This window comes from Peptoniphilus faecalis (assembly GCF_012976305.1).
In the GTDB taxonomy this organism is placed as follows: Bacteria; Bacillota; Clostridia; order Tissierellales; family Peptoniphilaceae; genus Peptoniphilus_A; species Peptoniphilus_A faecalis.
This window is the reverse complement of sequence record NZ_JABDSR010000020.1, coordinates 1-23668: the sequence shown is the minus strand read 5'-3', so window position 1 is coordinate 23668 and position 23668 is coordinate 1. Positions and strand designations below refer to the sequence as shown.

Sequence of the window (23668 nt, the reverse complement as noted above, 5' to 3'; positions counted from 1 at the left end):
ATCACTCCTTGGTATTTGGTTGCAACTATATTTTATAGGAATGTGATTTCTATGTCTATTTTTTATACATTTCCATACAAAAATAGTGCTGATGATTTCTCACCAACACTATTTATTATAGAACCATAAAAGAACAGTAAACCAATTGATTTACTGTTCTTTGTTAACCTCATCTTTTAACTTTTATCTTCCTATCATTTCTTTTAAAATAACCTCGTCAGTTTCTCTCATTCCATCCTTTGCAATATGTCCAACTGTTTTAATCATATCATCAACATCGTCCTTTACTATTCCATCGCCAGATTTAAAAGAGTTTCCAGACTTTGCTTGCTTATATGCAAAGAGTGACATTTTTAAACTAGATGCAATCTTTATGGCACAAGATTCCTTTGCTCCATCGCAAATAATTCCGGAATTTGTCGCAAGTGCATTTTTTAGGGTTTCTTTTATAAGGTCTTTGTCTTCATCCTTCATAAAGGCAATTCCACATACCGAAGCAGCTGCAGCAGATACCACTCCACAATAGGCAGATAATTCTCCTATTCCTTCTTTTATATAAAGACCAATTAAATTTGCAAAAATAAGTGATCTATATAATTTATCCCTTTCTATACTATGATCCCTTGCATAAATAATTATAGGAACGGAAACTGTTATGCCTTGGTTTCCACTTCCAGAATTTATAACAACAGGTTTTTCACAACCAGACATGCGAGCATCGGAACCTGCAGCTGCATAAGCAACTAATTTGTCATTGTAGTTATCTTTTGCATCTTCTAAAATCATTTTTCCAATGTTTGCACCCCATGGGTTTTCAATTCCTTCTACTGCAATATCATAATTGTACTCAATTTCTTTATCTAAGATATTTGTTATACTTTTATAATTTCCACTTTTTGCAAAATCATAAATTTTATCAAAGGATAAATCTATTTTAGATTCTAGTTTTTCGTCTTCATTTTTATTTTCGAAAAGCACTTTATTATTTATACTTTCATAAATAATGTTTGTGTGGTAATCCTTGATTATTACACGAGATTTATTGCCATTCTTCTCCATAACAATGTCTATGTAAAGTCCCTTAATTTCATGAACAAGTTCTATTTTAACTAGACCCTTTTTTATAAGATCATCTAACATATTTAACTTGCTTTTATCAACACTAGATAAAACTTCAAGTTTCTTATTATAATCTCCAAGGAATGCTCCCGCAGCAAGAGAGATTTCAATTCCCTTTCTTCCATCAGTCCCTGGCACTTTCACGCTATTTACATTCTTAATCATATTGCCCGATAACTTTGCTATAATCTTTTCAGGATCTTCTCCTAATATAGATCTTGCACGACTTGCACCATAAGCCAAAGCTATGGGCTCGGTACACCCAAAGGCTGGTACCATTTTTTCTCTCAAAAAATTATTGTAATCCATAAAAATCTCCTCATAATTTTTTTATCAAATATATTATAACAAAAATGATAACCTTATCCTATTAAAACCTTTTACTTAAAAATAAAATCTGCAAGGATTTTACAATTTATTATTTTTTATTCGATTATTTCGCCCAATTCATAGAATATTTTATGGCTTCGTGCCATCTACTCATCTTTTTACTTCTATCTTCTTCTTTCATTTTTGGCTCAAAACACTTTTCTGTTTCATTGTTTTCTCTTATTTCGTCTATGTTTTTCCAAAATCCTACTGCAAGCCCAGCCATGTAACATGCACCAAGAGCTGTTAATTCAATTACCTTCGGCCTTATAACTTCAACCCCAACAATATCTGACAAAAATTGCATCAAAAAATTATTCTTGCTTACTCCTCCATCAACCTTTAATGATTTTATTTTTGTCATTGAGTCTTCTTGCATTGCTTCTACTACATCACAACTTAAATATGCTATTGATTCTAATGCTGCTCGTATTATGTGATATTTATTTACTGAACCAGTAAGTCCAATTATACTGCCTCTTGCGTATTGATCCCAATAAGGAGCTCCAAGACCTGTGAAGGCTGGTATAAAGTAGCAATCATTTGTGTCCTTTACCTTACTAGCCATATATTCAGAATCATCTGCTTGATCTATAATCCTTAGATTATCTCGCAAAAAATTAATACATGATCCTGCTTCGAAAATTGAACCTTCAAGTGCATATTTAACCTTCCCATTTATTGACCATGCTATGGTTGAAACAAGACCATTTTGCGATCTTATTAGCTCGTCACCTGTATTCATTAGGATAAAAGCTCCTGTGCCATAAGTGGATTTTGCCATGCCCTTTTCAAAGGATGCTGTGCCAAAAAGTGAAGACTGTTGATCACCAATTGCAGAAGCAATCGGTATTTCACAACCCAAATATTTTGATTTTGAATTACCATATACTTCGCTTGAATTTTTTATTTCAGGAAGCATGGATCTTGGTATGTCAAAAATTTCTAAAAGCTCATCATCCCATCTTTTTTCCTTTATGTTAAATAACATTGTTCTCGATGCATTTGTGTAATCTGTTATGTGAACTTCGCCATCTGTTAACTTATAAATTAGATATGTCTCCACTGTTCCAAATAAAAGCTCTCCACGATTAGCCATTTCTCTTGCGCCTTCCACATTCTCAAGAATCCACCTTATTTTTGTAGCAGAAAAATAGGGATCTATTACAAGCCCTGTCTTTTGTTTTATTTTTTCTTCAAGTCCTCTTTCTTTTAGTTCTTCACAGTATTTTGTCGTCCTCTTACATTGCCACACAATAGCGTTGTAAACTGGCTCCATTGTCTTTTTGTTCCAAACAATTGTAGTTTCTCTTTGATTTGTAATTCCAATCGCCGCAATATCTTTTGGGTCGATACCTTTTTTAGACATTGCTTCCACTGCCGTACCTATTTGCTTTGACCAAAGGTCTTCTGGTTCTTCCTCAACATATCCGGGCTTTGGGAAATGTTTAATAAGTTCTTTTTGTGCAACAGATACTGGATTTCCCTTTTTATCAAAAATTATAGTTCTTGCAGATGTAGTTCCTGCATCAAATGCCATTATGTATTTCATTTAATCACCACATTCATTATATCATTAATCAAGTTTTTTCAGTTTTACTTTTTTTCAATTAGTGCTATAATTATTTTATTATTTGCTGATATGGCTCAGTTGGTAGAGCAATTGATTCGTAATCAATAGGCCGGCGGTTCAAATCCGCCTATCAGCTCCATTTATATTTTTAAAAAGCTGACTTATCAACTAAGCCAGCTTTATTTTATCTTCCATACTTTTCTATTATATTATCAATCATTTTTGAGTTATTGGCACTAATATTGTAATAGATATTATTTACTCTAATAGTAAGACCTGTTTTTACAAAAGAAATTTTATTTCCACTTGTAAAATAGACATTTATATAATTTGCTATTTCTGCATTAGTATCTTTGTTTGCTTGTTTTCCTCTCAATCGATTTAAGTCTCTTACTATTTTATTTACAGTTTTTTCTTCCTTTATTGTCTTCATATTATCAGTTTTAAATCCAATTATCTCTATATAATCAACATCTTTTGGATTAATATCTACTATTTTATTTCGTGAAGATACTAAACTCACTCCAAAAAATACTATCACTACAAAAAATATAAAAAGAACTATTTTAGATCTTTTTGATTTTCTCTCTTTTCTTGCCATTATAAATATAAAACTCCATTCATAAATACGTAAGCTCTTCCCCCAACACGAATCCTTCCTTCTCTATCTGTTAGATTTGTAAAAACCTTTGAAATTCTTCCAATATAATCGCCTTGTATTGCTGTAACACTCTTGCTTTCTGTTATTTTGTTTGAACTTAAATAGTACATAGTTGCAGCTGTAGATGTTCCACTTCCAAATTCCTCATCTTCGCCAATTATTGGAGAAAAAGTTCTTTGTTTAATTTTTTTTCCATCATTTGTTGTAAAAGCATGAATTGAAATTAAATTTTCATCTCTCGAAATTTCAAGGGCTTCTTTTTTGTCTAGTACTATAGAAGAAAGTGATTCTTCGTTTTTTACAGGTACAATTATGTCGCAAGTTCCCGTAGATATTTTTTTCATGCTCAAATTTTCAGCTATTTCAAGCCCAATATCTTCTTTTTTTAAATTGAGAATTTTTAAAATTCTATCTTCATCTTCAAATTTTTCATCGAGTTTAATATCTAAATTCATGTAAATATTTTGGATTTTTCCATTTCTATATTCAAGCTCAACTGGTATTTTACCAATTTTTGTGTGTTGAATAATTTTCTTTATACCTTCTTCCTCACTTTTAATATATTCATTTTCTGCAAGTGCATAAAAAGTTGCAACAGTTGCGTGACCACAAAGATTTATCTCACCATCTGGTGTGAAAAATCTTGTTAAGTATCGATCTCTATCAAGTTCTCTTACAAAAACAATTACAGATTGATTGATGTCCTTAGCGATGTTTTCCATTTCTTCATCTGAAAGCTTTCCACTATCGTCAATTACTACTCCAGTCGAATTACCCATAAAAGCCCTATCTGAAAAGGCTGATACTAAATATGTCGTATAAAATCTTTTCATTCCATTAAATCCTTTTTTAAAATAAGATCAACAATTCTAGATAAGTCTTCTTCGCCATAATATTCGATTTCAATTTTGCCGACTTTTCCTCTTTTTTTGAAACTTACCTTTGTTCCAAGTGATCTTTCAATCTCACTTCTTATATCTTCCAAAAAAACATCTTTTGATTTTTCTATTTTTCCAGTCTCAGTATTTTTTTTATTAACATTTACAGGAATGGAGTTTTTTATGATTTTCATGGCTTCCTTATACTGTCTATCACTATCTTTTATAGCAAGTAATTTTTTACCATGAGATGTACTAATTTTCCCTTCTTCCAAAAGTTTTAAAACTCTAGGATCAAGCTTTAAAAGCCTAATAGTGTTGCCCACATATTGTCTACTTTTACCTATTTCATCGGCGAGTTCTTTCTGTGTTAGATCTTGTGAATCCAAAAGGTGTTTGTAGCTCATAGCTTCTTCCACTGGGTTTAAGTCTTTTCTTTGAATGTTTTCAATGATAGCAATCCTACTAGAAATTTCATCAGATACATCTTTTACAATTGCAGGAACTTTTGTCACTCCAGCTTCTAATGCCGCTCTATATCTTCTTTCTCCTGCTATGATTTCATATTTATCATTTTTTCTCTTTAGTAAAAGTGGCTGAATTATTCCATATTTTTTTATAGATTGAGAAAGTTCGTATATTTCATCTTTGTCAAAATTTTTTCTGGGCTGATCTTCATTTGGAATAATTTCAATAACATTAATATCCATAAGTTTTGAACTATCTTCTTCAATCACTTCTCTTATTTTTTCACTGGATGTTAAAAAGTTTTCTATTCCTCTGCCAAGTGCATTTTTCTTACTCATATATTTCACCTATTACTTCCTTAGCAAGCTCCGTATATGCCCTTGCACCTCTAGATTTGTTGTCATAATCAAATATATTCATACCAAAACTTGGAGCTTCTGCAAGTCTAACATTTCTAGGTATAAAAGTTTTAAAAACTTTATCCTTAAAGAATTTTTTAACTTCTTCTACTACTTGGTTAGACAGATTGTTTCTTCCATCGTACATACACATCACAACTCCTAAAATACTTAAATTTGGATTAAAATTGTCTCTTACAAGAGCAATTGTATCCATTAGTTGTGAAACTCCTTCAAGGGCATAGTATTCGCATTGCACAGGAATAAGGATTTTATCGCTTGCAATTAAAGACATCATTGATAATATTCCAAGAGAAGGTGGAGAGTCGAGAATTACAAAATCATAATTGTCCTTGACCTTATCTATCATCTTCTTTAGTTTAAACTGCCAGTCTTCGTATCTTGCAAGTTCAATTTCCACTCCAGCAAACTCTCCATTTGATGGGATTATGTCGAGCTTATTAAAAGAAGTTTTGTAAATAGAATCTATTTTCTCATCTATAACAAAGTCATATATCATATTTTTAAACTCATAAACTCCAAGCCCTGAAGTTGAATTTCCTTGTGGGTCCATGTCAACTACAAGTGTCTTTTTACCTCTCAAGGCAAGTGCTGAACTTAAATTTATAACAGTGGTGCTTTTACCAACCCCACCTTTTTGATTGAAAACTGTAATTACAACAGACATTTTTTACCTCATTTCTATACCATTAATAATAACATGTTTGAATTTTTTTTTAAAGGCAAAGCAAAAAAATAAGCTTCAAAAAATTTGAAGCTTTGCTCTACGTGGAGCATTTTTATATTTATTTAATTTTTTTGATGCTCTACGTGGAGCATCTTGGTTTTATTAACTAATTTGATCTTTGGAATTTATAGAGGTGCCTTTCTTGGTTTTCCTCCACCTCTTGGATACTTTTTGTCAGTCTTTTTAACTTTCTTAATCACAATAATATAATGATCTATATCCATTGGTAATGGAGTGTAAATCACATTTTCCACAATTCCACCCATTAATTCAATCGCTCTCTTTGCATCTTCAAGCTCTTCTTTGTATTCTGGCCCTTTTTGAGAAATAAAATACCCTCCAACTTTTACAAATCCCATTGCATACTCTGTTAAGGTAGCTAGATTTGCAACTGCCCTAGATACTGCTATGTCAAATTGTTCCCTGTATTCTTCTGTTCTTGCAATTTCTTCGGCTCTTGCGTGAATTGCCTTTATTTTTTCTAGATTCAGTTCTTCAATTACGTCATTTAAAAAATCAATTCTTTTTCTAAGTGAATCTAGAAGAATTATATCTATTTGTTCGTTATAAAGCTTTAATGGAATCCCTGGAAATCCTGCTCCAGTTCCTATGTCAATAATTTTTTTCTCTCCATCGAATTTTTTTGTCTTAAAAAGGCTCAATGAGTCCAAAAAGTGTTTTACGTTAAATTCATCTTCTTCAGTAATTCGCGTAAGATTTGTATGCTCGTTGTATTTCAGTATTAATTCTTTGTATTTTTCAAATTTATCAATATTATCTGTGCTCAGATCATAGTTTTTCATATAATCAATTAACATTTTTTCTCCTTAATTGCTCAAGATGTATCAAAAGTACATTTATATCTGCTGGGGAAACTCCAGTTATTCTAGATGCTTGACCAATGGATTCTGGTCTAATATCTGATAATTTTTCTTTTGCTTCTATTCTAAGTCCATCTATATTTTTATAATCTATATCCTTGGAAAGTTTTTTGTTTTCAAGTTTTTTAAACTGTTTAATTTGTATTTCTTGCTTTTTAATATAACCTTCGTACTTTATTTCAATTTCAATATTTCTTATTACATCACTTCTTACAAAAGGTCTGTCTTTGTCAAATACTGCTAGTTTTTTATAGTCAAGTTCCGGCCTTTTTATAAGCTCATAAAGAGAGAAAGAATTTTGAGTTTCGGTTGATCCAAGGCTTTTTAGGATTTTATTATTTTCAGCAGTTGGATTAATTTGAATTTTTTTAATTCTATTAATTTCTTCTTCAATTGCATTTTTCCTATATAAATATCCTTTATACCTCTCATCGTCTACAAGTCCAATTTTTCTTCCTCTTTCAGTGAGTCTTAAATCGGCATTATCTTGTCTTAGAGTGAGCCTATATTCAGCTCTTGAAGTCATCATTCTATAAGGTTCTCGAGTTCCCTTGGTTACTAAATCGTCAATTAAAACTCCAATATATGCTTCAGATCTATCTAGCACAAAGGGATCTTTTCCTTTTACTTTAAGAGCTGCATTTATTCCTGCGACAATTCCTTGTGCTCCTGCTTCTTCATATCCGCTAGAACCATTAATTTGTCCAGCAAAAAATAAACCCTCATAATCCATGTGTTCTAAGGTTCTCTTTAAGAGGGTTGCATCAATTGCATCATATTCAATAGCATAGGCGGGTCTTAAAATTTTACAGTGTTCCATTCCTATTATTTCTCTGTAAAATTGATTTTGTACTTCTACTGGTAGTGAAGAAGACACACCTTGGATGTACATTTCATCAGTAGTGAGACCTTCTGGTTCAATAAAAACTTGATGTGAATCTCTATCAGCAAATCTAGTTACTTTATCTTCAATAGATGGACAGTATCTTGGACCTTTTCCTTCAATATCTCCAAGTGCAAGTGCAGATCTTTCTATATTATTTCTAATAATATCGTGGCACTTTTTAGTAGTATAAGTCAAATAACAAAGTTCTTGTTTAATATCGTATTTTTTGTCGATGTTTAGGAAAGAAAAAGGAATTATTTCTTCGTCTCCTCTTTGTTCTTTCATCACAGAATAATCCATTGATTTGCGCAAAACCCTTGCAGGAGTTCCTGTTTTTAACCTTCTAAGTTCCATTCCAAAATCTTTTTCAAGACTTTCTGAAAGATAATTTGCTGGACCAAATCCACTTGGACCTGAGGAATAATTTACTTCTCCCATAAATACTCTTGATCTTAGATAAGTTCCGCTACATATTACAACGCATTTAGTTTTATATTTTGCACCATTTCTCGTTAAAACCCCAGTTACTTTCTTGCCATCTTTTAAAATTCTAATAGCTTCATCTTGAAGGAGATATAAATTTTCTTCATTTTCCAGCACTCTTTTCATCTCATCGTGATACTTTCTCTTATCAGCTTGCACTCTAAGTGAATGGACAGCTGGACCTTTTGAAGTATTAAGCATCCTAGATTGGATAAAAGTTTTATCTATATTTTTTGCCATTTCGCCACCTAAAGCGTCAATTTCACGAACTAGATGACCCTTACCTGTTCCACCAATGTTTGGATTACAGCTAAGTTGTGCTATTGAATCTAAATTTATACATAATAAAAGAGTTTTTGCACCAAGTCTTGCAGATGCAAGAGCAGCTTCACTTCCTGCGTGACCTGCTCCAATTACAACTGTATCAAAATCTCCAGCTTCAAAATATTTAATATCTGACATCTTTACCTACTTTCCTATACAAAAATCAGAAAATACTCTGTCTAAAATATCTTCTGTTGTAATTGTTCCTGTTATCTCAGAAATATGTGCAATTACATTTTCAAGGTCAACTTCAATTAAATCTAAAAACACCTTTTTATTTAGGCTTTCTTTTACATCTAAAAGTTCTTTTCTTGCTTCTCTTAATGCATTTATATGTCTAATGTTAGAAAGCACCGTGTCAGAGGAAATTTGAAGTTCTCCATCAAAGAACAAATCTAAAATTAATTTTTCAACTTTTTTAATAGATTCATTTTTCATAACTGAAAGTCTCAAATAATCATCTTTAAAATACTTTTCAATTTCTTCATCAGAAATTTTTTGTTCTAAATCATCTTTGTTTAATATAATGATATGTTTTTTGTTTTCGATCAATTTTAAAATTTCTTTATCGTTTTGATCAAATTCTCTTGAAATATCAAAAATTGCAATTACTAGATCCGCATCTTTCAATTTTTCTCTAGCAATATTTACGCCAATTTTTTCAACTTCATCGTCAGTTTCTCTAATTCCGGCAGTATCAGAAATTTTTAATAAAACACCATCTAAATTTATATAATCTTCAATTACATCTCTAGTTGTACCTGCAATATCAGTTACTATTGCTCTTTCATATTTTAAAAGTCCATTTAAAAGTGAAGATTTTCCAACATTTGGTTTTCCAAGAATTACTGTATTTATGCCATCTCTAAGAAGTCTTGAGTTTTTAGAATTTTCAAGGAGATTATCCATTTTATTTAAAATTTTTTCACTTCTATCCATAAGATCATGATAGGCAGCATCTTCAATATCCTCGTCAGGAAAATCTATGTTTGCGACAATAAGAGCCTGCATAGAGATAAGTTCATCCCTTAATTTATTTAGTACCTCGCTGAGTGCTCCACTAAGTTGATTTAAACCAAGATCAAAGGAAATATCTGTTTTTGCCTTAATCATGTCTATTACTGCCTCAGCTTGAGTTAGGTCAATTCTTCCATTAAGAAAACCTCTTTTAGTAAATTCTCCCTTTTCAGCTAGCCTTGCACCATTAGACAAGATTAAATTTAAAATTCTTTTAACAGAAACAACTCCTCCATGACAATGAATTTCAACAATGTCTTCAGCAGTATAGGAGTGAGGCCCTTTCATTTTTACAACTAAAACTTCATCTATTTTTTTGTCTCCATCACATATATGACCATACAAAAACTTTCTATTTTCAGCATCTGCCATATTTTTTCCACTTACAGATACAAAAATTTTATCTATTATATTTATTGAATCTTCGCCGCTCATTCTTACAATTGCAATGCCAGCTTCGCCAATTGCAGTAGAAATTGCAGCAATAGTATCATTTAAATTTCCCATTATATCAGTCCTTTTAAACTATATTACTACAATTAAAGCAAATAAAAAAGAAGGCTTTTAAAATAAAGCCCTCTTATATAATTTTTTAATATTTTCTTTCTTTTTGAATTACAACTTTTCTAAAAGGGTCCTTTCCTTCAGAATGTGTTAACACTCCATCAAAATCTTGCAAAGCTGTGTGAATAATTTTTCTTTCATAAGAATTCATAGGTTCAAGCTTAACTGATCTGCCACTCTTTGTAACCTTATTAGCCATTTTTTTTGCAAGATTTATAAGAGTTTGCTTTCTTTTTTCTCTATAACCGCTAGAATCTAAATTTACTCTAATATATCTTGAAGATTTTTTATTGACTATTAAATTTAAAATATATTGGATTGAATCAAGAGTTATACCTCTTTTTCCAATTAAAATTCCAAGTCTATTTTCATCTCCTTTAATATTAATGTTTAGAGTATTATCTTCCAATTCCATTTCTACAGTATTATCAAGTTCCAAAGTCTCAAGAATTTTTGCAGTAAATTCTCTTGCAGCATCTAAAATATCTTTATTTTCTTCTTCGATGCTATTCGAACTTTCTTCAACATAGTTTTTTTCGCTAGCTTCTAAATTATCCTCTGTTTTTTCTGTAAAAATTTCATTATTTTCTATTTCAAGTTCAACATTATCTTGAACTGTGTCTTGGCTCTTCTCTGATTCAATTTTTTCATTAAATATTTCATCTAAAATACTCTTAGTTTCATCTTCCTTTGGCCAAACTTTTACAGTTGCATCCTTAGAACCAATAAGTCCCAAAAATCCCTTTTGACCTTCATCTAATACTTCAATTTCAGCATTTTCTCTTGAAATATTTAATTCAATTAGAGCCTCTCTTACTGCTTCGTCAACGGATTTTCCCGTTTTAATTACATAATTCATTACTTATCCTTAACCTCAACTTCTTCAATTTCATCTTTTACAATCTTATTAGTAATAAGTTGTTGGATTATTGAAAATATATTAGAAACAATCCAATAAATAACAAGACCAGCTGCATATCTTCTCGCCATTGAAAAAATTAAAATAGGCATCACAACCATCATAGTAGTCATCATAGACTTTGCTTGATCAGCACCTGCACCTTGAGAGGCAGGGTTTTTAGTAGTAATAAAGCTTACTAAAAAAGTTGAAACAGCTGCTATAATAGGCATAATAAAAGTTTGATCTACATGATCAATATTCTTAATATAAAAGAAATTCTTGTTCATTGTTTCATAAAAACCTGGGTCTGTAAAAGCGAAGGTTTGTGGGTTCAAAAACACTCTATAAAAAGCAATTAATACAACCATTGTTATAATCATTGGTAGACATCCTCCAGCGACGCTGTAATTGGCATCTTTATAAAGTTTTTGTTGTTTTGCAGCTAAAGTTTGTGGATCGTTTTTGTACTTTTGTTGCATTTTTTTAAGCTCTGGTTGAAGCTTTGCCATTGTCTTTTGACTTTTCATCTGAGAAATATTAAGTGGCAAAATTAAAAGCTTAATAATAATAGTAGCAATAATAATTGAAAGTGCAAAATATGAAACTTGAGCTGGTTCATTTGACATAATTGTAGCTAGTCCATCGTAGATGAATTTTACAAAAATTCCAAGTATAGAACTAATTAAATGCATTAATAATTTCCTCCAATTTTAAATGAGAGGATCGTAACCGCCTTTGTGAAAGGGATGGCATTTTAAAATTCTTCTAATAGTAAGATAAGTACCTTTAAAAAAACCATATTTCTCGTAGGCTTCATAACTATATTGTGAACAAGTGGGTGTAAATCTACAGTGTCTTCCTGGTAAAAGATATGTAGAAATAAATTTTTGATAAAATCTTATTAATAACATACAAATTTTACTCATTTAATCATCTTCTTTTGTCTTTTTAAAACAGAAAAAAAAGAACTCCTAAAGTCTTTAAAATCAGAATCACATGCATCCTTTTTAGCAACAAATACATAATCGTAACCTGGTTTTATTTTGTGAGAATTCTCTCTTAAAAGGTGTTTTAATCTTCTTCTAACGAAATTTCTATTTACGGCATTTCCAATTTTTTTAGTAGTAGTAATACCAAATCTTGGATAATCTCTTTTATTTTCAATAGTAAAAAGAGTAATATACTTAGATCCAGAAATTTTTTTGTTAGAATAAACCCTCTGAAATTCACTATTCTTTTTTAAATAACAATCCTTCATTATAAACCTAAGCTGAAAGTCTCTTTCTGCCCTTTCTTCTTCTTGCCTTAATAACGGCTCTACCTGCTCTAGTTCTCATTCTTGAACGAAAACCATGTTCTCTTTTTCTTTGTTTGTTTTTTGGTTGAAAAGTTCTCTTCAAAGTTCTCACCTCTTTCTATCTTTATCATTTTATTTACAAATGGTTAAATTGTCAAGTAATATAGATGATTTAATAGCAAATAAGCTCTTAATTTTTAATTTTAAATATTATAACAATAAAAATTTTAAAATCTTGTAAAATCCCTTATTGTTGATAAGTCTATCATTATTTGTTAAAATATATGTGGATAAATATAAATTGTTTGTAGATAAAAACAAATTTGTTTATAAGTAAAGTTATTAACATTATGTTGATAAGATGTTGATAATTTTATTTTTATTTTGTAAAAAATAGAAATAATCTAATTTCTACAAAAAGTTATCAACATTTTATATGAATTTTATTGTTTATATTTATTTATCCACAGATTTATTCACATTTGTAGATTTAATTATTAACTACAATTTATCAACAATATAAAAATTGTTAATGAGGAGGAAATATGGATAAAGAACTTTCCACAATGTGGGAAACTTTCTTAAAAGAACTTGAAAAAAGATCTATGTCTCAAGTTACATATTCCACTTGGTTTTCAAGAATGCTTCCAAAATCAATTGACTACGATAGCAAAAAAATTGTAATTAAAGTTCCATCGCCTTTTATAAGAGATTATCTCGTAAATAATAAAAGACATTTTGATTTAGTTGGTGATGCTTTAAAGGAAATTACTGGAATTGATTTTGATATTAATATTATTTCAGATGATGAATCCACCGATTCAAACCCTGCAGGACTTATAAATAAGCCTTTTCTAAATGTATCAAGGCTCAATCCTAAATACACTTTTGAAACTTTTGTAGTTGGAAAGAGTAACGAATTTGCCCATGCAGCGGCACTTGCAGTTTCTGAAAATTATGAAAACCCGCAAAATGCATTTTCAAATCCACTCTTTATATATGGAGGTGTTGGACTTGGCAAGACCCATTTAATGCACGCAATTGGACATTTTGTACTAGAGCAAGATCCTACTAAAAAAATTTTATATGTTACAAGTGAGCAATTTACAAATGAACTTATAAATTCCATTCAAACTAATAAAAATGAAGAATTTAGAAATAAGTACAGAAAAGTAGACCTTCTCTTAATTGATGATATCCAATTTATCGCTGATAAAGACAGAACTCAAGAAGAGTTTTTTCATACTTTTAATGAGCTTCACGAACAAAATAAACAAATTGTCTTAACTTCTGATAAACCACCTAAAGACATTAAAAGTCTTGAAGAAAGGTTGATTTCAAGATTTGCTTGGGGACTTGTAGTAGACATTGGACCTCCTGATTTGGAAACTAGAATTGCAATTCTTAGGAAAAAAGCTGACTCTGAGGGTTTTAATATTAGCCAAGAAGTTATGAATTTTATAGCTGAAAATGTAAGAAGTAATATTAGAGAACTTGAAGGGGCGCTTTCCCGCGTTATGGCATATTCAAAGCTGACAGATTCTGATATTTCTGTTGATTCTGCCGCTATAGTTCTTCAGGATATTTACGAAACTAAAGCAAAAAAACAAATTACAGCAGAATTTATAAAATCAGAAGTTGCCAAAAAATACGGCTTAACTATAGACGATTTAAATTCACGAAAGAGAACTAATGCTATTGCTTATCCAAGACAAATAGCCATGTATATTACTAGAGAACTTACTGATTTAAGCCTTCCAAAAATAGGTGATGTATTTGGCGGGCGTGATCACTCAACTGTAATTCACGCATACGATAAAATAACTCATGATTTAGATAATGATCCTATATTTAAAATTGAAATAACAAATTTAATAAAGGAAATAAAATCTTAATTGTGGATAATTTTTTAAAAGTCAAAAACTTATCCACATGTTATCAATGTTAAATTTTTATAAATCTCAATGTTTTTAGGACTTATACACAAATTAACAAGCCCTACTACTATTACTATTTTATATACTATATTTCTAGGAGGAAAAAATGCTAATAAAGGTTAATAGAAAAGAACTGACAAAACATATTTCAATAGTTCAAAAAGCAATTTCTCAGAGAACAACTATGCAAATACTCGAAGGCATAAAAATAACAGCTAAAGATAATACTTTAATATTAGCTGCTACTGATACAGAGATAAGCATTAAAACTAAATTAAATGCAATAGTTGAAAGAGAAGGAGAAATTGTAATAAATTCAAGACTCTTTGGAGATATTGTTAGAAAACTTGAAAATGATATTATAAATATAAATGTAGAAAATTACACTATGAATTTAAAGTGTGGAGATTCTATTTTTAATATTTCAACTCAAAAGGCAGATGAATATCCAGATCTTCCCAAGGTTGAAGATGATATTAAATTAGATATTTCTGCAAAAGATTTAAAAAATATTGTAAAGAAAACTACTTTCGCAGTTTCCAATGACGAATCTAGAATTGTTTTCACTGGTGTATTTATGGATATAAAGAAGAATTTTATAAACTTCGTTGCACTAGATGGATTTAGATTGGCAATTCAAAAACTTGAAAAGGAAACGGGAATTGAAAATTCAATTATTATACCATCAAGATCTCTTAATGAATTTGTAAAGATAATAGATAATGATATAGATGTAACTCTTAATATTTCAAAAAACAATATAGTTTTTAAATTTGATAATACTATATTTTATAGTACATTATTAAGTGGCGAATTTTTTAGTTACAGTGCGCTTCTGAGAGATGAACACAAAATTTCTACTATTGTATCTAAAAGGGAATTTCAATTCGCAGTTGAAAGAGCATCTCTTCTTGCGAGAGAAGATAGAGCAAATCTTATTAAATTAAATGTATTAGAAAATCACATAAATATTAAGAGTAATTCGGAAATTGGAGATGTTTTTGAAAAGGTTAAAACATCAGAACATGAAGAAATTTTAGATATTGCTTTTAATTCAAGATATATTTTAGATGGAGTTAAAATTTTAGAATCTGAAGATATTGTTCTTAATTTCACAGATTCTGTAAATCCATTAATAATAACAGAAAAAGGAGATGACTCCTATATATATCTTGTGCTTCCAGTTAGACTTGCGGGGTAATTATGGAAACTATAAATATAGATACTGAATTTATAAAACTAGACTCCTTTTTAAAGCTTACAGGACTTTGTGAATCAGGTGGCTTTGCCAAGAATATGATATTAGAGGGAAATGTAAAAGTTAATGGAGAAGTTGAAACTAGAAGAGGAAAAAAATTACACAAGGGAGATAAAATTTCCTTTGAAGGAAATGAATATATAATTGGTGAGAAATGAAACTCAAATATCTAAGACTTTTTAATTTCAGAAATTATAAGAGTTTAGATTTTATTCCTGGTGAAAATATAAACGTACTCTATGGCTTAAATGCTTCGGGGAAAACAAATTTAATTGAATCAATATATATGTCTGTAAAGGCAAATTCTTTTAGAAATTCAAAAGATAAAGATCTAATTAATATTGATGAAAATTATTCTAGTATTATTACAAGATATAATATTGATGATTACAAGGATGATTATAGAGTTGAAATTTCAAAATTTGAAAATAAAAAATTATTTATAAATGATGAAAAAGTAAATACCAAGGATTACAAAAAATCTAGGTTTGTCATACTTTTTAACCCTGATGATCTTAATATGATAAAATATTCACCTAGGGAAAGAAGAAAATTTTTAGATGATTTATTGTCAAATATTGATCTAAATTATGATTTTTATATGTACAAATATAGAAGGCTTTTATTCGAGAGAAATAAACTTCTAAAGATGAATATAGACAAAAATCTTTTAGATGTCTATGATAGGGAAATAGTAAAAAATGGAACTAAAATAATTATTATGAGACTAAAGATCATAAAGAGATTAAATGAAATTTCTAAAGAGCATTATAAATTAATTTCTGGGGATGATCTAAGTATAACTTATCTTTCAACAGTTCCAGTTTTAGTCGATGAGAAAGAACTTATGGAAAATTATTTAGTACTTTTAAAGGATTCTCTTTCTAAAGATTTAGAAAAAAAATACACGACTATTGGTCCTCATAGAGATGATTTAGATTTTAAAATTAATAGATTTTCTTCTAGGAATTATGGTTCTCAAGGCGAACAAAGAAGTATTGTACTTAGTTTAAAGTTAGCTGAAGCAGATTTAATAAGAAATTTATATAAAATAAAACCTGTTCTTCTTTTAGATGATGTTTTCTCAGAAATTGATTCAAATAGAAGTAGGTATTTATTACATTCATTAAAGGATTTACAGACATTTATTACTACAACAGAAACTGATGAATTTTTAAAATCAGTTGATGCAAATTTTTATAGAATAAGTGAAGGTAAAGTAATTTATTAGAATAGGAGATAAAATGGCGAAAGACAAAAGACATTATGACGCATCGGACATACAGGTATTAGAGGGTTTAGATCCAGTTAGAAAAAGACCTGGTATGTATATTGGTTCAACTGGACCAAGAGGGCTTCATCATTTAGTATATGAAGTTGTAGACAATTCAATTGATGAAGCTCTTGCTGGAATATGTGATCATATAATTATAAAAATAAATAAAAATGGAAGTGTAGAAATTTCTGATAATGGTTCAGGTATTCCAGTTGCAATACATCCACAAACTGGAAAATCAACAGTAGAAACTGTACTTACAATTCTTCATGCAGGTGGAAAATTTAACAATTCTGCATATAAAGTTTCTGGTGGACTTCATGGTGTAGGTGTATCTGTAGTAAATGCTCTTTCAAATAAATTAGTTGCTACTGTAAAAAGAGATGGCAAAATTTATAGACAAGAGTTTTCTAGAGGCATTAGAAAAACTGAACTTGAAGTTATTGGAGAAACAAAAATTGATGACACAGGTACTAAAATTTATTTTGAACCAGATGATACAATTTTTGAAACTGTGGAGTTTTCTGACGAAATTCTCTCTAAAAGATTTAGAGAAATGGCTTTTCTAAACAAGGGAATTAAAATTGAATTTATAGATGATAGAAAAAACTTAAGAGAAGTATTTTACTATGAAGGTGGAATTAAATCCTTTGTTGAATTTATAAATCATAAGAAAAAACCAATTCATGACGAAATAATATATATAGATGAAGTAAGAGAAGAAACTGCAGTTGAAATTGCAATTCAATATACAGATTCTTATTCAGAAGTTGTGCTTTCCTTTGCAAATAATATTAATACTGAAGAAGGAGGAAGTCACCTTTCAGGTTTTAGATCTGCTCTTACTAGAACGTTAAATGACTATGGAAGAAAAAATAACCTTATAAAGGAAAAAGAAGAAAATCTTTCAGGTGAAGATGTAAGAGAAGGAATTTCTGCAGTAATAAGTGTAAAACTTCCTAATCCACAATTTGAAGGACAAACTAAGGGAAAACTTGGAAATTCAGAAACAAGAGGAATTGTAGATTCAGTTTTGTCTGAAAACTTGACAATTTTCTTGGAAGAAAATCCAAAAATTGGAAAACAAATTTTAGATAAAGCCCTTTCAGCAAGACGTGCAAGAGAAGCTGCTAGAAAGGCAAGAGATTTAACTAGAAAGAAAAATAATCTAGAGTCAATGACTCTTCCAGGTAAGCTTGCAGATTGTCAAAATGATGATCCAGAGAGAAATGAAATCTTTTTGGTCGAAGGTAATTCTGCTGGTGGTTCTGCAAAGGACGGAAGAGATTCAGAGTATCAAGCAATTCTTCCTTTAAGAGGAAAGATCATGAATGTTGAAAAGGCAAGATTAGATAAAATATTAAATTCATCTGAAATTCGTGCAATGATTACTGCCTTTGGGACAGGAATTGGAGAAGAGTTTAATATAGAAAAACTAAGATATGATAAAATTATAATTATGACTGATGCCGACGTAGACGGTGCCCACATTATGACTCTTCTTTTAACATTATTTTTTAGATATATGAAACCTCTTATAGAAGAGGGACATGTTTATGTTGCACAAGCTCCACTATTTGGCATAGAAAAGGGAACTAAAATACTTAGATATTGTCACGACGAAAAGGAACTTAAGCTTGCACTTAAAGAATACAAAGATGCAAAGGTAAATATTAAAAGATATAAAGGTCTAGGAGAAATGAATCCTGAACAACTTTGGGAAACTACAATGAATCCAGACAATAGACTTCTTTTAAAAGTAAATATAGATGATTTAACAGAAGCTGATGACACTTTTACAATTTTAATGGGTTCAGAGGTTGAACCAAGAAGAGAATTTATAACAGAAAATGCAGTTTATGCAGATTATATAGATGCATAGGGGTGAAAGATGACTGAAAATAACTTTATAGAATCAGGAATACTTGATGTTGATATTAATAAAAAAATGAGGTCTTCTTATCTCGATTATTCAATGTCTGTAATAGTGGCGAGAGCACTTCCTGATGTAAGAGATGGACTTAAACCAGTTCACAGAAGAATTTTATATGGAATGCAAGGTCTTAATCTTGCATCTAATGGACCATATAGAAAATCTGCAAGGCTTGTTGGGGATGTAATGGGTAAGTATCACCCTCATGGTGACTCTTCAATTTATGAAGCAACAGTAAGACTTGCACAAGATTTTAATACTAGATATCCACTTGTAGATGGGCAAGGAAACTTTGGTAATATAGACGGCGACGGTGCTGCAGCAATGCGTTACACAGAAGTTAGAATGACTAAACTTGCAGAAGAAATGCTGAGGGATATAAATAAAGATACAGTTGATTTTGTTCCAAACTTTGATGAAAATGAAAAGGAACCAACTATTCTTCCAGCAAGATTTCCAAATCTTTTGGTAAATGGATCTAGTGGTATTGCCGTAGGTATGGCTACAAATATGGCTCCACATAATATGAAGGAGTCAATTGATGGAATCATAGCTTATATTGACAATGACAATATTTCTATTAGTGAATTAAATGAAATTATAAAGGGACCAGATTTTCCAACAGGAGCTCAAATTATGGGTACTGAAGGGATTAAAGAGGCCTATGAAACAGGTAGAGGAAAAATAATTGTAAGGGCAATTGCAGATATAAAAAGTTTTAAAAATAATCGTGAAAAAATAGTTATAACAGAACTTCCTTACCAAGTTAATAAGTCTGCACTTATAATGAAAATTGCAGATCTTGCAAAAAATAAAGTAATTGATGGAATTTCAAATATTACAGATGCTTCAAATAGAAAGGGAATCAACATAATTGTTGAATTAAAAAAAGATGCCAATGCAGAAGTTGTTTTAAATAAACTTTATAAAAATACGCAAATGCAAACAACTTTTGGAATTATAAATCTTGCACTAGTAAATGGAAAACCAGAAATTCTAAATTTAAAAGAAATTATAAGATATTATGTTGATCACCAAGTTGAAGTAGTTACAAGAAGGACTAAATTTGATTTAGACAAAGCTGAAAAGAGAGCTCATATAGTTGAAGGACTTTTTATAGCACTTGATAATATTGACAGAATTATAAAGATAGTAAGAGCATCAAAGGATGATTCTGAAGCAAAGAAAAAATTCTATGAAGAATTTAAATTAACTGATGCACAATCTCAAGCTATTTTAGACATGAGAATAAGAAGACTTACAGGACTTGAAAGAGAAAGACTTGAAGCTGAATATGAAAAACTTCAAGCTGACATAAAATGGTTTAAAGAAATTTTGGAAAATAATGACGTACTTATGAACCTAATAAAAGATGAGCTTCTTGAAATAAAAGCAAAGTATGGAGATTTGAGAAGAACTGTAATTTCTCATGACAGAACTGATATAGAAGTGGAAGATATTATAAAGAGAGAAGATGTCGTAATAACACTTACTCAATTTGGATATATTAAGAGAATGAGTGAAGGAACTTATAAACCACAAAAAAGAGGTGGAAGAGGAGTTTCGTCAGGAAATATGAGAGATAAAGATTTCGTAAAGGAACTTTTTGTCACATCAACTCATGATATGATTTTATTTTTTACATCTCTAGGAAATGTATTTAAATTAAAAGCATATGAAATTCCAGAGGATTCTCGAACTTCAAGAGGAACTGCAATTATTAATCTACTTCAACTAGAAGAAGGAGAAAAAGTTACATCGATAATTCCAGTGAAAGAATACGATCCTGACATGAATTTCTTAATGGTTACTGAAAAGGGACTTATAAAAAGAACGCCTTTTAAAGATTACAAAAATATTAGAAAATCTGGAATAATTGCTATAAAATTAAATAAAGATGATAAGTTAATTAATGTTCATTTAACAAAGAATAATGAAGACGTAATACTTGTAACTAAAAAGGGTCTTGCAATAAGATTTAACGAAGAACAAGTTAGAAAATCAGGTAGAAATTCTATGGGAGTTAAATCTATTAATCTTGATGATGGAGATATTTTAGTTTCATCAGATCTTGCCTATGATGACAAATATTTATTAGTAATATCCGAAAATGGATTTGGAAAATTAACTGAAATTTCTAAATATAGACCACAAAACAGAGGAGGAAAGGGTCTTTTAACTTATAAAATTACTAAAAAGACTGGTGATTTAGCATCTGCAGCAGTAGTGGAAAAAGAAGATGATGTAATGATAATTGCAGATTCTGGAGTTATTATTAGAATTTTAACAGAAGATATTTCTATACAAGGAAGAAACACATCTGGCGTTAAACTTATGAATTTGACTGACGCAAAAGTTGTAGCTGTAGCAAATTATATTGGAGATTAGGAGGCTTTATGGAATTTAAATTAGAATCAAAAGACACTAATGAATTTTTAATTTTATATCCAAAGGGAGAATTGGATGTATATAATACAAAAAAATTCAAAGAAAAATCTATAAAATATTATGAAAAATATAAAAAAGATATTTTATTTGATTGTAGTGATTTGGAATATCTTGATTCAACAGGTCTTGGTTCACTTATCTATATTTTAAAAGAATTAGAAAAAGATGGAAATAAAATTGTAATTGAAAATTTAAATAAATCAATTATGAAGCTCTTTAAGATAACAAAACTTGACGATATGTTTGAAATAAGGGGGTAGTATGGATACACTTAAATATCAAATACCTAATGATGCCAAATACTTTTCAACAGTAAGATTAATGTTATCGGGTATTTTAAATCTACTAAATAGAAATATTGAAGAAATAGAAGATTTGAAAATGGCAGTCACAGAAAGCTTAAATATTTCATTAAGTTTAACTGATCTTGATCATATTGACATAGTATTTGAAATAGAAGAAAAAAATATAAAGATTTGTGTAAGTGAGATCAAAGAAGAAAAGTTAGAAAAATCTGAGAAATTATTTCTTTCAAAAACTATTATTGAATCTCTTGTAGATGAATGCTATTTTGATGGAAATAAATTTATTTTGTCAAAAAAATTTTAAGGATTTATTATGAATTTAAAAGAATACAACAATTTAGATAGAAGACTTACGAAGGAAGAGAGAAGAGAACTTTTTAAAGAATATCACGAAACTCAGAACCAAGAAATAAGAGATATTTTAATCGAAGAGCATCTTTATATAGCAGAAATTCTATCTAAAAAATACGCAGGTAGGGGCATAGATTATGACGACATATATCAAGTGGCATCTATTGGATTAATCTATGCAATACAGAGATATAATCCAGACAAAGGATTTGAATTTTCATCTTTTGCAACACCAACTATAATTGGAGAAATAAAAAAGTATTTTAGGGACAATGGATGGACGATTAGAGTTCCAAGAAGAATCCAAGAGCTTTCTAAAAAAATAGCAAATGCAACTGTTACTTTATCTCAAAAATATCAAAAAACTCCTACTATTGATGAAATTGCAGAATTTTTAAATTCAACCCCAGAAGAAATTATGGAATCAATGGAAGCATCAAAAGTCTATACTCCTCAGTCGCTTGATGTAACTTATGAATCAGGTGACGAAAGTGAAGTAAATCTATCTGATCTAATAGGAATAGAGGAAAAATATTTTGATAAAATAGAATCAAATGACTTCTTTAAAAGAGCAATGGAAAATTTAGACGAAGTTGAAAAAACTATTTTAATAGACAGATATTTTAACAAAAAAACACAAGTTGTAATTGCAAAGGAACTAAACATTTCTCAAATGACAGTTTCTAGAATAGAAAAGAAAGTTTTAGAAAAAATGAAAAAAGAGCTTGCTAAAACTATGGAGGTTTAATGAATAGAAATAGGTATCTAGTTACACTTTTAAAACTAGTAAATATATTTGAAATAGTTGTGTCTATTATGCTAATAGCTGGAGTTGTAATATCAGTACCTGATATTTTAAAATACTATTTTAAGATAATAACAAGCGATGCCACACTTTCTTATAAAATATTTCAAAATTTTCTTTCTCATGTGCTTTTACTTGTAATAGCAATAGAATTTGTGGTATTGATGATTGCTCATACTGACACAAATATTATTCACTTAATATTACTTGTAATATCTAGAAAGATGTTGGTATACTCCGACACAATGGTGGACTTACTTATTGCAACAATTGCAATAGCAGTATTATTTGCCGTTAGAAAATTTTTATTAACTGGTGTAAGCATGGATAGTACAGCAAATGAACAAAACGAATATTCTGCATCGACTCCAATTAAAATACTCAACAGAAAGTATGGATTTGACATAGACCCAGGTGAATCAACTACACTAGGAGGTTATGTATCTGCACTACTAATTAAAAATGCAGAAGAAGCAGATACTGGAGTAATTGTGGAAGATGGAAATTACATTTTCCAAATTGTAAAAATGGCAACTGGCGGAGTTATACAAATAATTTCAGTAGAGAGAATAGACAAAAAAATAAATAAATAAAATTTTAGCCTATGAGATTTTTATTGGTTCTTTGTCAAATAGTGTTGGTGAATAAAAATTAATGATATATGATATATGGTTTATGTCTTATGGCTTAAACCATATATTTTTTTATGGTAAAAACATAAAAAAATTCTTAATCTAAAATTATCAAAAGAACGATAGCCATATGAGATTCTCTTAATAACTTTGATC

At 29.8% G+C, this 23668-nt stretch carries 25 protein-coding genes and 1 tRNA gene; 11 read left to right on the top strand and 15 right to left on the bottom strand.

Annotation, left to right across the window (positions count from 1 at the left end):
* Nucleotides 1–183: 183 nt before the first annotated feature.
* Both HKO22_RS09975 and glpK read right to left on the bottom strand, forming a co-directional pair.
* Complete coding sequence (locus HKO22_RS09975; protein WP_169970383.1) at nt 184–1428, bottom strand: L-cysteine desulfidase family protein; 1245 nt, start codon at nt 1426–1428, stop codon at nt 184–186.
* 124 nt (nt 1429–1552) lie between these two features.
* On the bottom strand, nt 1553–3040 hold the full coding sequence (gene glpK / locus HKO22_RS09970) for a glycerol kinase GlpK (protein ID WP_075659733.1): 1488 nt from the start codon (nt 3038–3040) through the stop codon (nt 1553–1555).
* An 84-nt stretch (nt 3041–3124) separates the two neighbouring features.
* Between glpK and HKO22_RS09965 the strand changes: the two genes are divergently transcribed.
* Nucleotides 3125–3200: transfer RNA gene (locus HKO22_RS09965), tRNA-Thr, on the top strand.
* A gap of 45 nt (nt 3201–3245) precedes the next feature.
* Here the strand turns inward: HKO22_RS09965 and HKO22_RS09960 are convergent.
* The 12 genes from HKO22_RS09960 to rpmH form a co-directional block, all read right to left on the bottom strand.
* Entirely contained in the window at nt 3246–3662 is a 417-nt protein-coding gene (locus HKO22_RS09960; RefSeq protein ID WP_169970381.1) for a hypothetical protein, read from the bottom strand.
* Complete coding sequence (locus tag HKO22_RS09955; RefSeq protein ID WP_075659731.1) at nt 3662–4555, bottom strand: PhzF family phenazine biosynthesis protein; 894 nt, start codon at nt 4553–4555, stop codon at nt 3662–3664. Before HKO22_RS09955 ends, HKO22_RS09960 begins: the two co-directional genes overlap by 1 nt.
* Nucleotides 4552–5406 carry a ParB/RepB/Spo0J family partition protein gene (locus HKO22_RS09950; protein ID WP_075659730.1) on the bottom strand — a complete coding sequence of 285 codons (855 nt, stop codon included), beginning with the start codon at nt 5404–5406 and terminating at the stop codon, nt 4552–4554. The genes HKO22_RS09955 and HKO22_RS09950 overlap by 4 nt, the downstream gene beginning before the upstream one ends.
* A complete protein-coding gene (locus HKO22_RS09945) occupies nt 5399–6154 on the bottom strand; it encodes a ParA family protein (RefSeq protein WP_075659729.1) in 756 nt (251 codons plus the stop codon). Before HKO22_RS09945 ends, HKO22_RS09950 begins: the two co-directional genes overlap by 8 nt.
* A 185-nt stretch (nt 6155–6339) precedes the next feature.
* On the bottom strand, nt 6340–7032 hold the full coding sequence (gene rsmG, locus HKO22_RS09940; protein WP_169970379.1) for a 16S rRNA (guanine(527)-N(7))-methyltransferase RsmG: 693 nt from the start codon (nt 7030–7032) through the stop codon (nt 6340–6342).
* On the bottom strand, nt 7022–8926 hold the full coding sequence (mnmG, locus tag HKO22_RS09935; RefSeq protein WP_169970377.1) for a tRNA uridine-5-carboxymethylaminomethyl(34) synthesis enzyme MnmG: 1905 nt from the start codon (nt 8924–8926) through the stop codon (nt 7022–7024). The genes rsmG and mnmG overlap by 11 nt, the downstream gene beginning before the upstream one ends.
* A 6-nt stretch (nt 8927–8932) precedes the next feature.
* Nucleotides 8933–10312, bottom strand: a complete 1380-nt coding sequence (gene mnmE / locus HKO22_RS09930) for a tRNA uridine-5-carboxymethylaminomethyl(34) synthesis GTPase MnmE (RefSeq protein ID WP_169970375.1) — start codon at nt 10310–10312, stop codon at nt 8933–8935.
* Nucleotides 10313–10397: 85 nt separating this feature from the next.
* Nucleotides 10398–11228, bottom strand: a complete 831-nt coding sequence (gene jag / locus HKO22_RS09925; protein WP_075659725.1) for an RNA-binding cell elongation regulator Jag/EloR — start codon at nt 11226–11228, stop codon at nt 10398–10400.
* Complete coding sequence (locus HKO22_RS09920; RefSeq protein WP_075659724.1) at nt 11228–11962, bottom strand: YidC/Oxa1 family membrane protein insertase; 735 nt, start codon at nt 11960–11962, stop codon at nt 11228–11230. Before HKO22_RS09920 ends, jag begins: the two co-directional genes overlap by 1 nt.
* 18 nt (nt 11963–11980) lie before the next feature.
* Nucleotides 11981–12196: a membrane protein insertion efficiency factor YidD gene (gene yidD, locus HKO22_RS09915; protein ID WP_075659723.1), complete on the bottom strand. Its 216-nt coding sequence runs from the start codon at nt 12194–12196 to the stop codon at nt 11981–11983.
* Nucleotides 12193–12528, bottom strand: a complete 336-nt coding sequence (gene rnpA / locus HKO22_RS09910) for a ribonuclease P protein component (RefSeq protein ID WP_083635538.1) — start codon at nt 12526–12528, stop codon at nt 12193–12195. Before rnpA ends, yidD begins: the two co-directional genes overlap by 4 nt.
* 7 nt (nt 12529–12535) lie before the next feature.
* The gene (rpmH, locus tag HKO22_RS09905; protein ID WP_019139068.1) at nt 12536–12670 is read right to left on the bottom strand and encodes a 50S ribosomal protein L34; all 135 of its coding nucleotides are present in this window, start codon (nt 12668–12670) and stop codon (nt 12536–12538) included.
* A gap of 442 nt (nt 12671–13112) precedes the next feature.
* Here rpmH and dnaA point away from each other — a divergent pair, with 442 nt between their 5' ends.
* From dnaA to HKO22_RS09855, 10 genes are all read left to right on the top strand, one after another.
* On the top strand, nt 13113–14462 hold the full coding sequence (gene dnaA / locus HKO22_RS09900) for a chromosomal replication initiator protein DnaA (RefSeq protein ID WP_075659721.1): 1350 nt from the start codon (nt 13113–13115) through the stop codon (nt 14460–14462).
* 148 nt (nt 14463–14610) lie between these two features.
* Nucleotides 14611–15705 carry a DNA polymerase III subunit beta gene (gene dnaN, locus HKO22_RS09895; protein ID WP_169970373.1) on the top strand — a complete coding sequence of 365 codons (1095 nt, stop codon included), beginning with the start codon at nt 14611–14613 and terminating at the stop codon, nt 15703–15705.
* Between the two features lie 2 nt (nt 15706–15707).
* Nucleotides 15708–15920: a S4 domain-containing protein YaaA gene (yaaA, locus tag HKO22_RS09890; protein ID WP_075659719.1), complete on the top strand. Its 213-nt coding sequence runs from the start codon at nt 15708–15710 to the stop codon at nt 15918–15920.
* A complete protein-coding gene (recF, locus tag HKO22_RS09885; RefSeq protein ID WP_075659718.1) occupies nt 15917–16993 on the top strand; it encodes a DNA replication/repair protein RecF in 1077 nt (358 codons plus the stop codon). The genes yaaA and recF overlap by 4 nt, the downstream gene beginning before the upstream one ends.
* A gap of 13 nt (nt 16994–17006) precedes the next feature.
* Complete coding sequence (gene gyrB, locus HKO22_RS09880) at nt 17007–18920, top strand: DNA topoisomerase (ATP-hydrolyzing) subunit B (RefSeq protein WP_169970371.1); 1914 nt, start codon at nt 17007–17009, stop codon at nt 18918–18920.
* 9 nt (nt 18921–18929) lie between these two features.
* The gene (gyrA, locus tag HKO22_RS09875; protein WP_075659716.1) at nt 18930–21359 is read left to right on the top strand and encodes a DNA gyrase subunit A; all 2430 of its coding nucleotides are present in this window, start codon (nt 18930–18932) and stop codon (nt 21357–21359) included.
* Between the two features lie 8 nt (nt 21360–21367).
* Complete coding sequence (locus tag HKO22_RS09870) at nt 21368–21679, top strand: STAS domain-containing protein (RefSeq protein ID WP_075659715.1); 312 nt, start codon at nt 21368–21370, stop codon at nt 21677–21679.
* A 1-nt stretch (nt 21680) separates the two neighbouring features.
* The gene (locus tag HKO22_RS09865) at nt 21681–22028 is read left to right on the top strand and encodes an ATP-binding protein (protein ID WP_075659714.1); all 348 of its coding nucleotides are present in this window, start codon (nt 21681–21683) and stop codon (nt 22026–22028) included.
* Nucleotides 22029–22037: 9 nt separating this feature from the next.
* On the top strand, nt 22038–22823 hold the full coding sequence (locus tag HKO22_RS09860; RefSeq protein ID WP_075659713.1) for a SigB/SigF/SigG family RNA polymerase sigma factor: 786 nt from the start codon (nt 22038–22040) through the stop codon (nt 22821–22823).
* Complete coding sequence (locus HKO22_RS09855) at nt 22823–23473, top strand: transporter associated domain-containing protein (RefSeq protein ID WP_169970369.1); 651 nt, start codon at nt 22823–22825, stop codon at nt 23471–23473. The genes HKO22_RS09860 and HKO22_RS09855 overlap by 1 nt, the downstream gene beginning before the upstream one ends.
* An 80-nt stretch (nt 23474–23553) precedes the next feature.
* Here HKO22_RS09855 and HKO22_RS11185 read toward each other — a convergent pair whose 3' ends face one another.
* Entirely contained in the window at nt 23554–23667 is a 114-nt protein-coding gene (locus HKO22_RS11185; RefSeq protein WP_407947284.1) for a transposase, read from the bottom strand.
* Nucleotide 23668 lies beyond the last annotated feature (1 nt).

What these genes read in the sequence shown, in the direction of transcription:
- HKO22_RS09975 (WP_169970383.1), bottom strand. Translation starts at nt 1,428, where the DNA reads ATGGATTACAATAATTTTTTGAGAGAAAAAATGGTACCAGCCTTTGGG.
- glpK (WP_075659733.1), bottom strand. Translation starts at nt 3,040, where the DNA reads ATGAAATACATAATGGCATTTGATGCAGGAACTACATCTGCAAGAACT.
- HKO22_RS09960 (WP_169970381.1), bottom strand. Translation starts at nt 3,662, where the DNA reads ATGGCAAGAAAAGAGAGAAAATCAAAAAGATCTAAAATAGTTCTTTTT.
- HKO22_RS09955 (WP_075659731.1), bottom strand. Translation starts at nt 4,555, where the DNA reads ATGAAAAGATTTTATACGACATATTTAGTATCAGCCTTTTCAGATAGG.
- HKO22_RS09950 (WP_075659730.1), bottom strand. Translation starts at nt 5,406, where the DNA reads ATGAGTAAGAAAAATGCACTTGGCAGAGGAATAGAAAACTTTTTAACA.
- HKO22_RS09945 (WP_075659729.1), bottom strand. Translation starts at nt 6,154, where the DNA reads ATGTCTGTTGTAATTACAGTTTTCAATCAAAAAGGTGGGGTTGGTAAA.
- rsmG (WP_169970379.1), bottom strand. Translation starts at nt 7,032, where the DNA reads ATGTTAATTGATTATATGAAAAACTATGATCTGAGCACAGATAATATT.
- mnmG (WP_169970377.1), bottom strand. Translation starts at nt 8,926, where the DNA reads ATGTCAGATATTAAATATTTTGAAGCTGGAGATTTTGATACAGTTGTA.
- mnmE (WP_169970375.1), bottom strand. Translation starts at nt 10,312, where the DNA reads ATGGGAAATTTAAATGATACTATTGCTGCAATTTCTACTGCAATTGGC.
- jag (WP_075659725.1), bottom strand. Translation starts at nt 11,228, where the DNA reads ATGAATTATGTAATTAAAACGGGAAAATCCGTTGACGAAGCAGTAAGA.
- HKO22_RS09920 (WP_075659724.1), bottom strand. Translation starts at nt 11,962, where the DNA reads ATGCATTTAATTAGTTCTATACTTGGAATTTTTGTAAAATTCATCTAC.
- yidD (WP_075659723.1), bottom strand. Translation starts at nt 12,196, where the DNA reads ATGAGTAAAATTTGTATGTTATTAATAAGATTTTATCAAAAATTTATT.
- rnpA (WP_083635538.1), bottom strand. Translation starts at nt 12,528, where the DNA reads ATGAAGGATTGTTATTTAAAAAAGAATAGTGAATTTCAGAGGGTTTAT.
- dnaA (WP_075659721.1), top strand. Translation starts at nt 13,113, where the DNA reads ATGGATAAAGAACTTTCCACAATGTGGGAAACTTTCTTAAAAGAACTT.
- dnaN (WP_169970373.1), top strand. Translation starts at nt 14,611, where the DNA reads ATGCTAATAAAGGTTAATAGAAAAGAACTGACAAAACATATTTCAATA.
- yaaA (WP_075659719.1), top strand. Translation starts at nt 15,708, where the DNA reads ATGGAAACTATAAATATAGATACTGAATTTATAAAACTAGACTCCTTT.
- recF (WP_075659718.1), top strand. Translation starts at nt 15,917, where the DNA reads ATGAAACTCAAATATCTAAGACTTTTTAATTTCAGAAATTATAAGAGT.
- gyrB (WP_169970371.1), top strand. Translation starts at nt 17,007, where the DNA reads ATGGCGAAAGACAAAAGACATTATGACGCATCGGACATACAGGTATTA.
- gyrA (WP_075659716.1), top strand. Translation starts at nt 18,930, where the DNA reads ATGACTGAAAATAACTTTATAGAATCAGGAATACTTGATGTTGATATT.
- HKO22_RS09870 (WP_075659715.1), top strand. Translation starts at nt 21,368, where the DNA reads ATGGAATTTAAATTAGAATCAAAAGACACTAATGAATTTTTAATTTTA.
- HKO22_RS09865 (WP_075659714.1), top strand. Translation starts at nt 21,681, where the DNA reads ATGGATACACTTAAATATCAAATACCTAATGATGCCAAATACTTTTCA.
- HKO22_RS09860 (WP_075659713.1), top strand. Translation starts at nt 22,038, where the DNA reads ATGAATTTAAAAGAATACAACAATTTAGATAGAAGACTTACGAAGGAA.
- HKO22_RS09855 (WP_169970369.1), top strand. Translation starts at nt 22,823, where the DNA reads ATGAATAGAAATAGGTATCTAGTTACACTTTTAAAACTAGTAAATATA.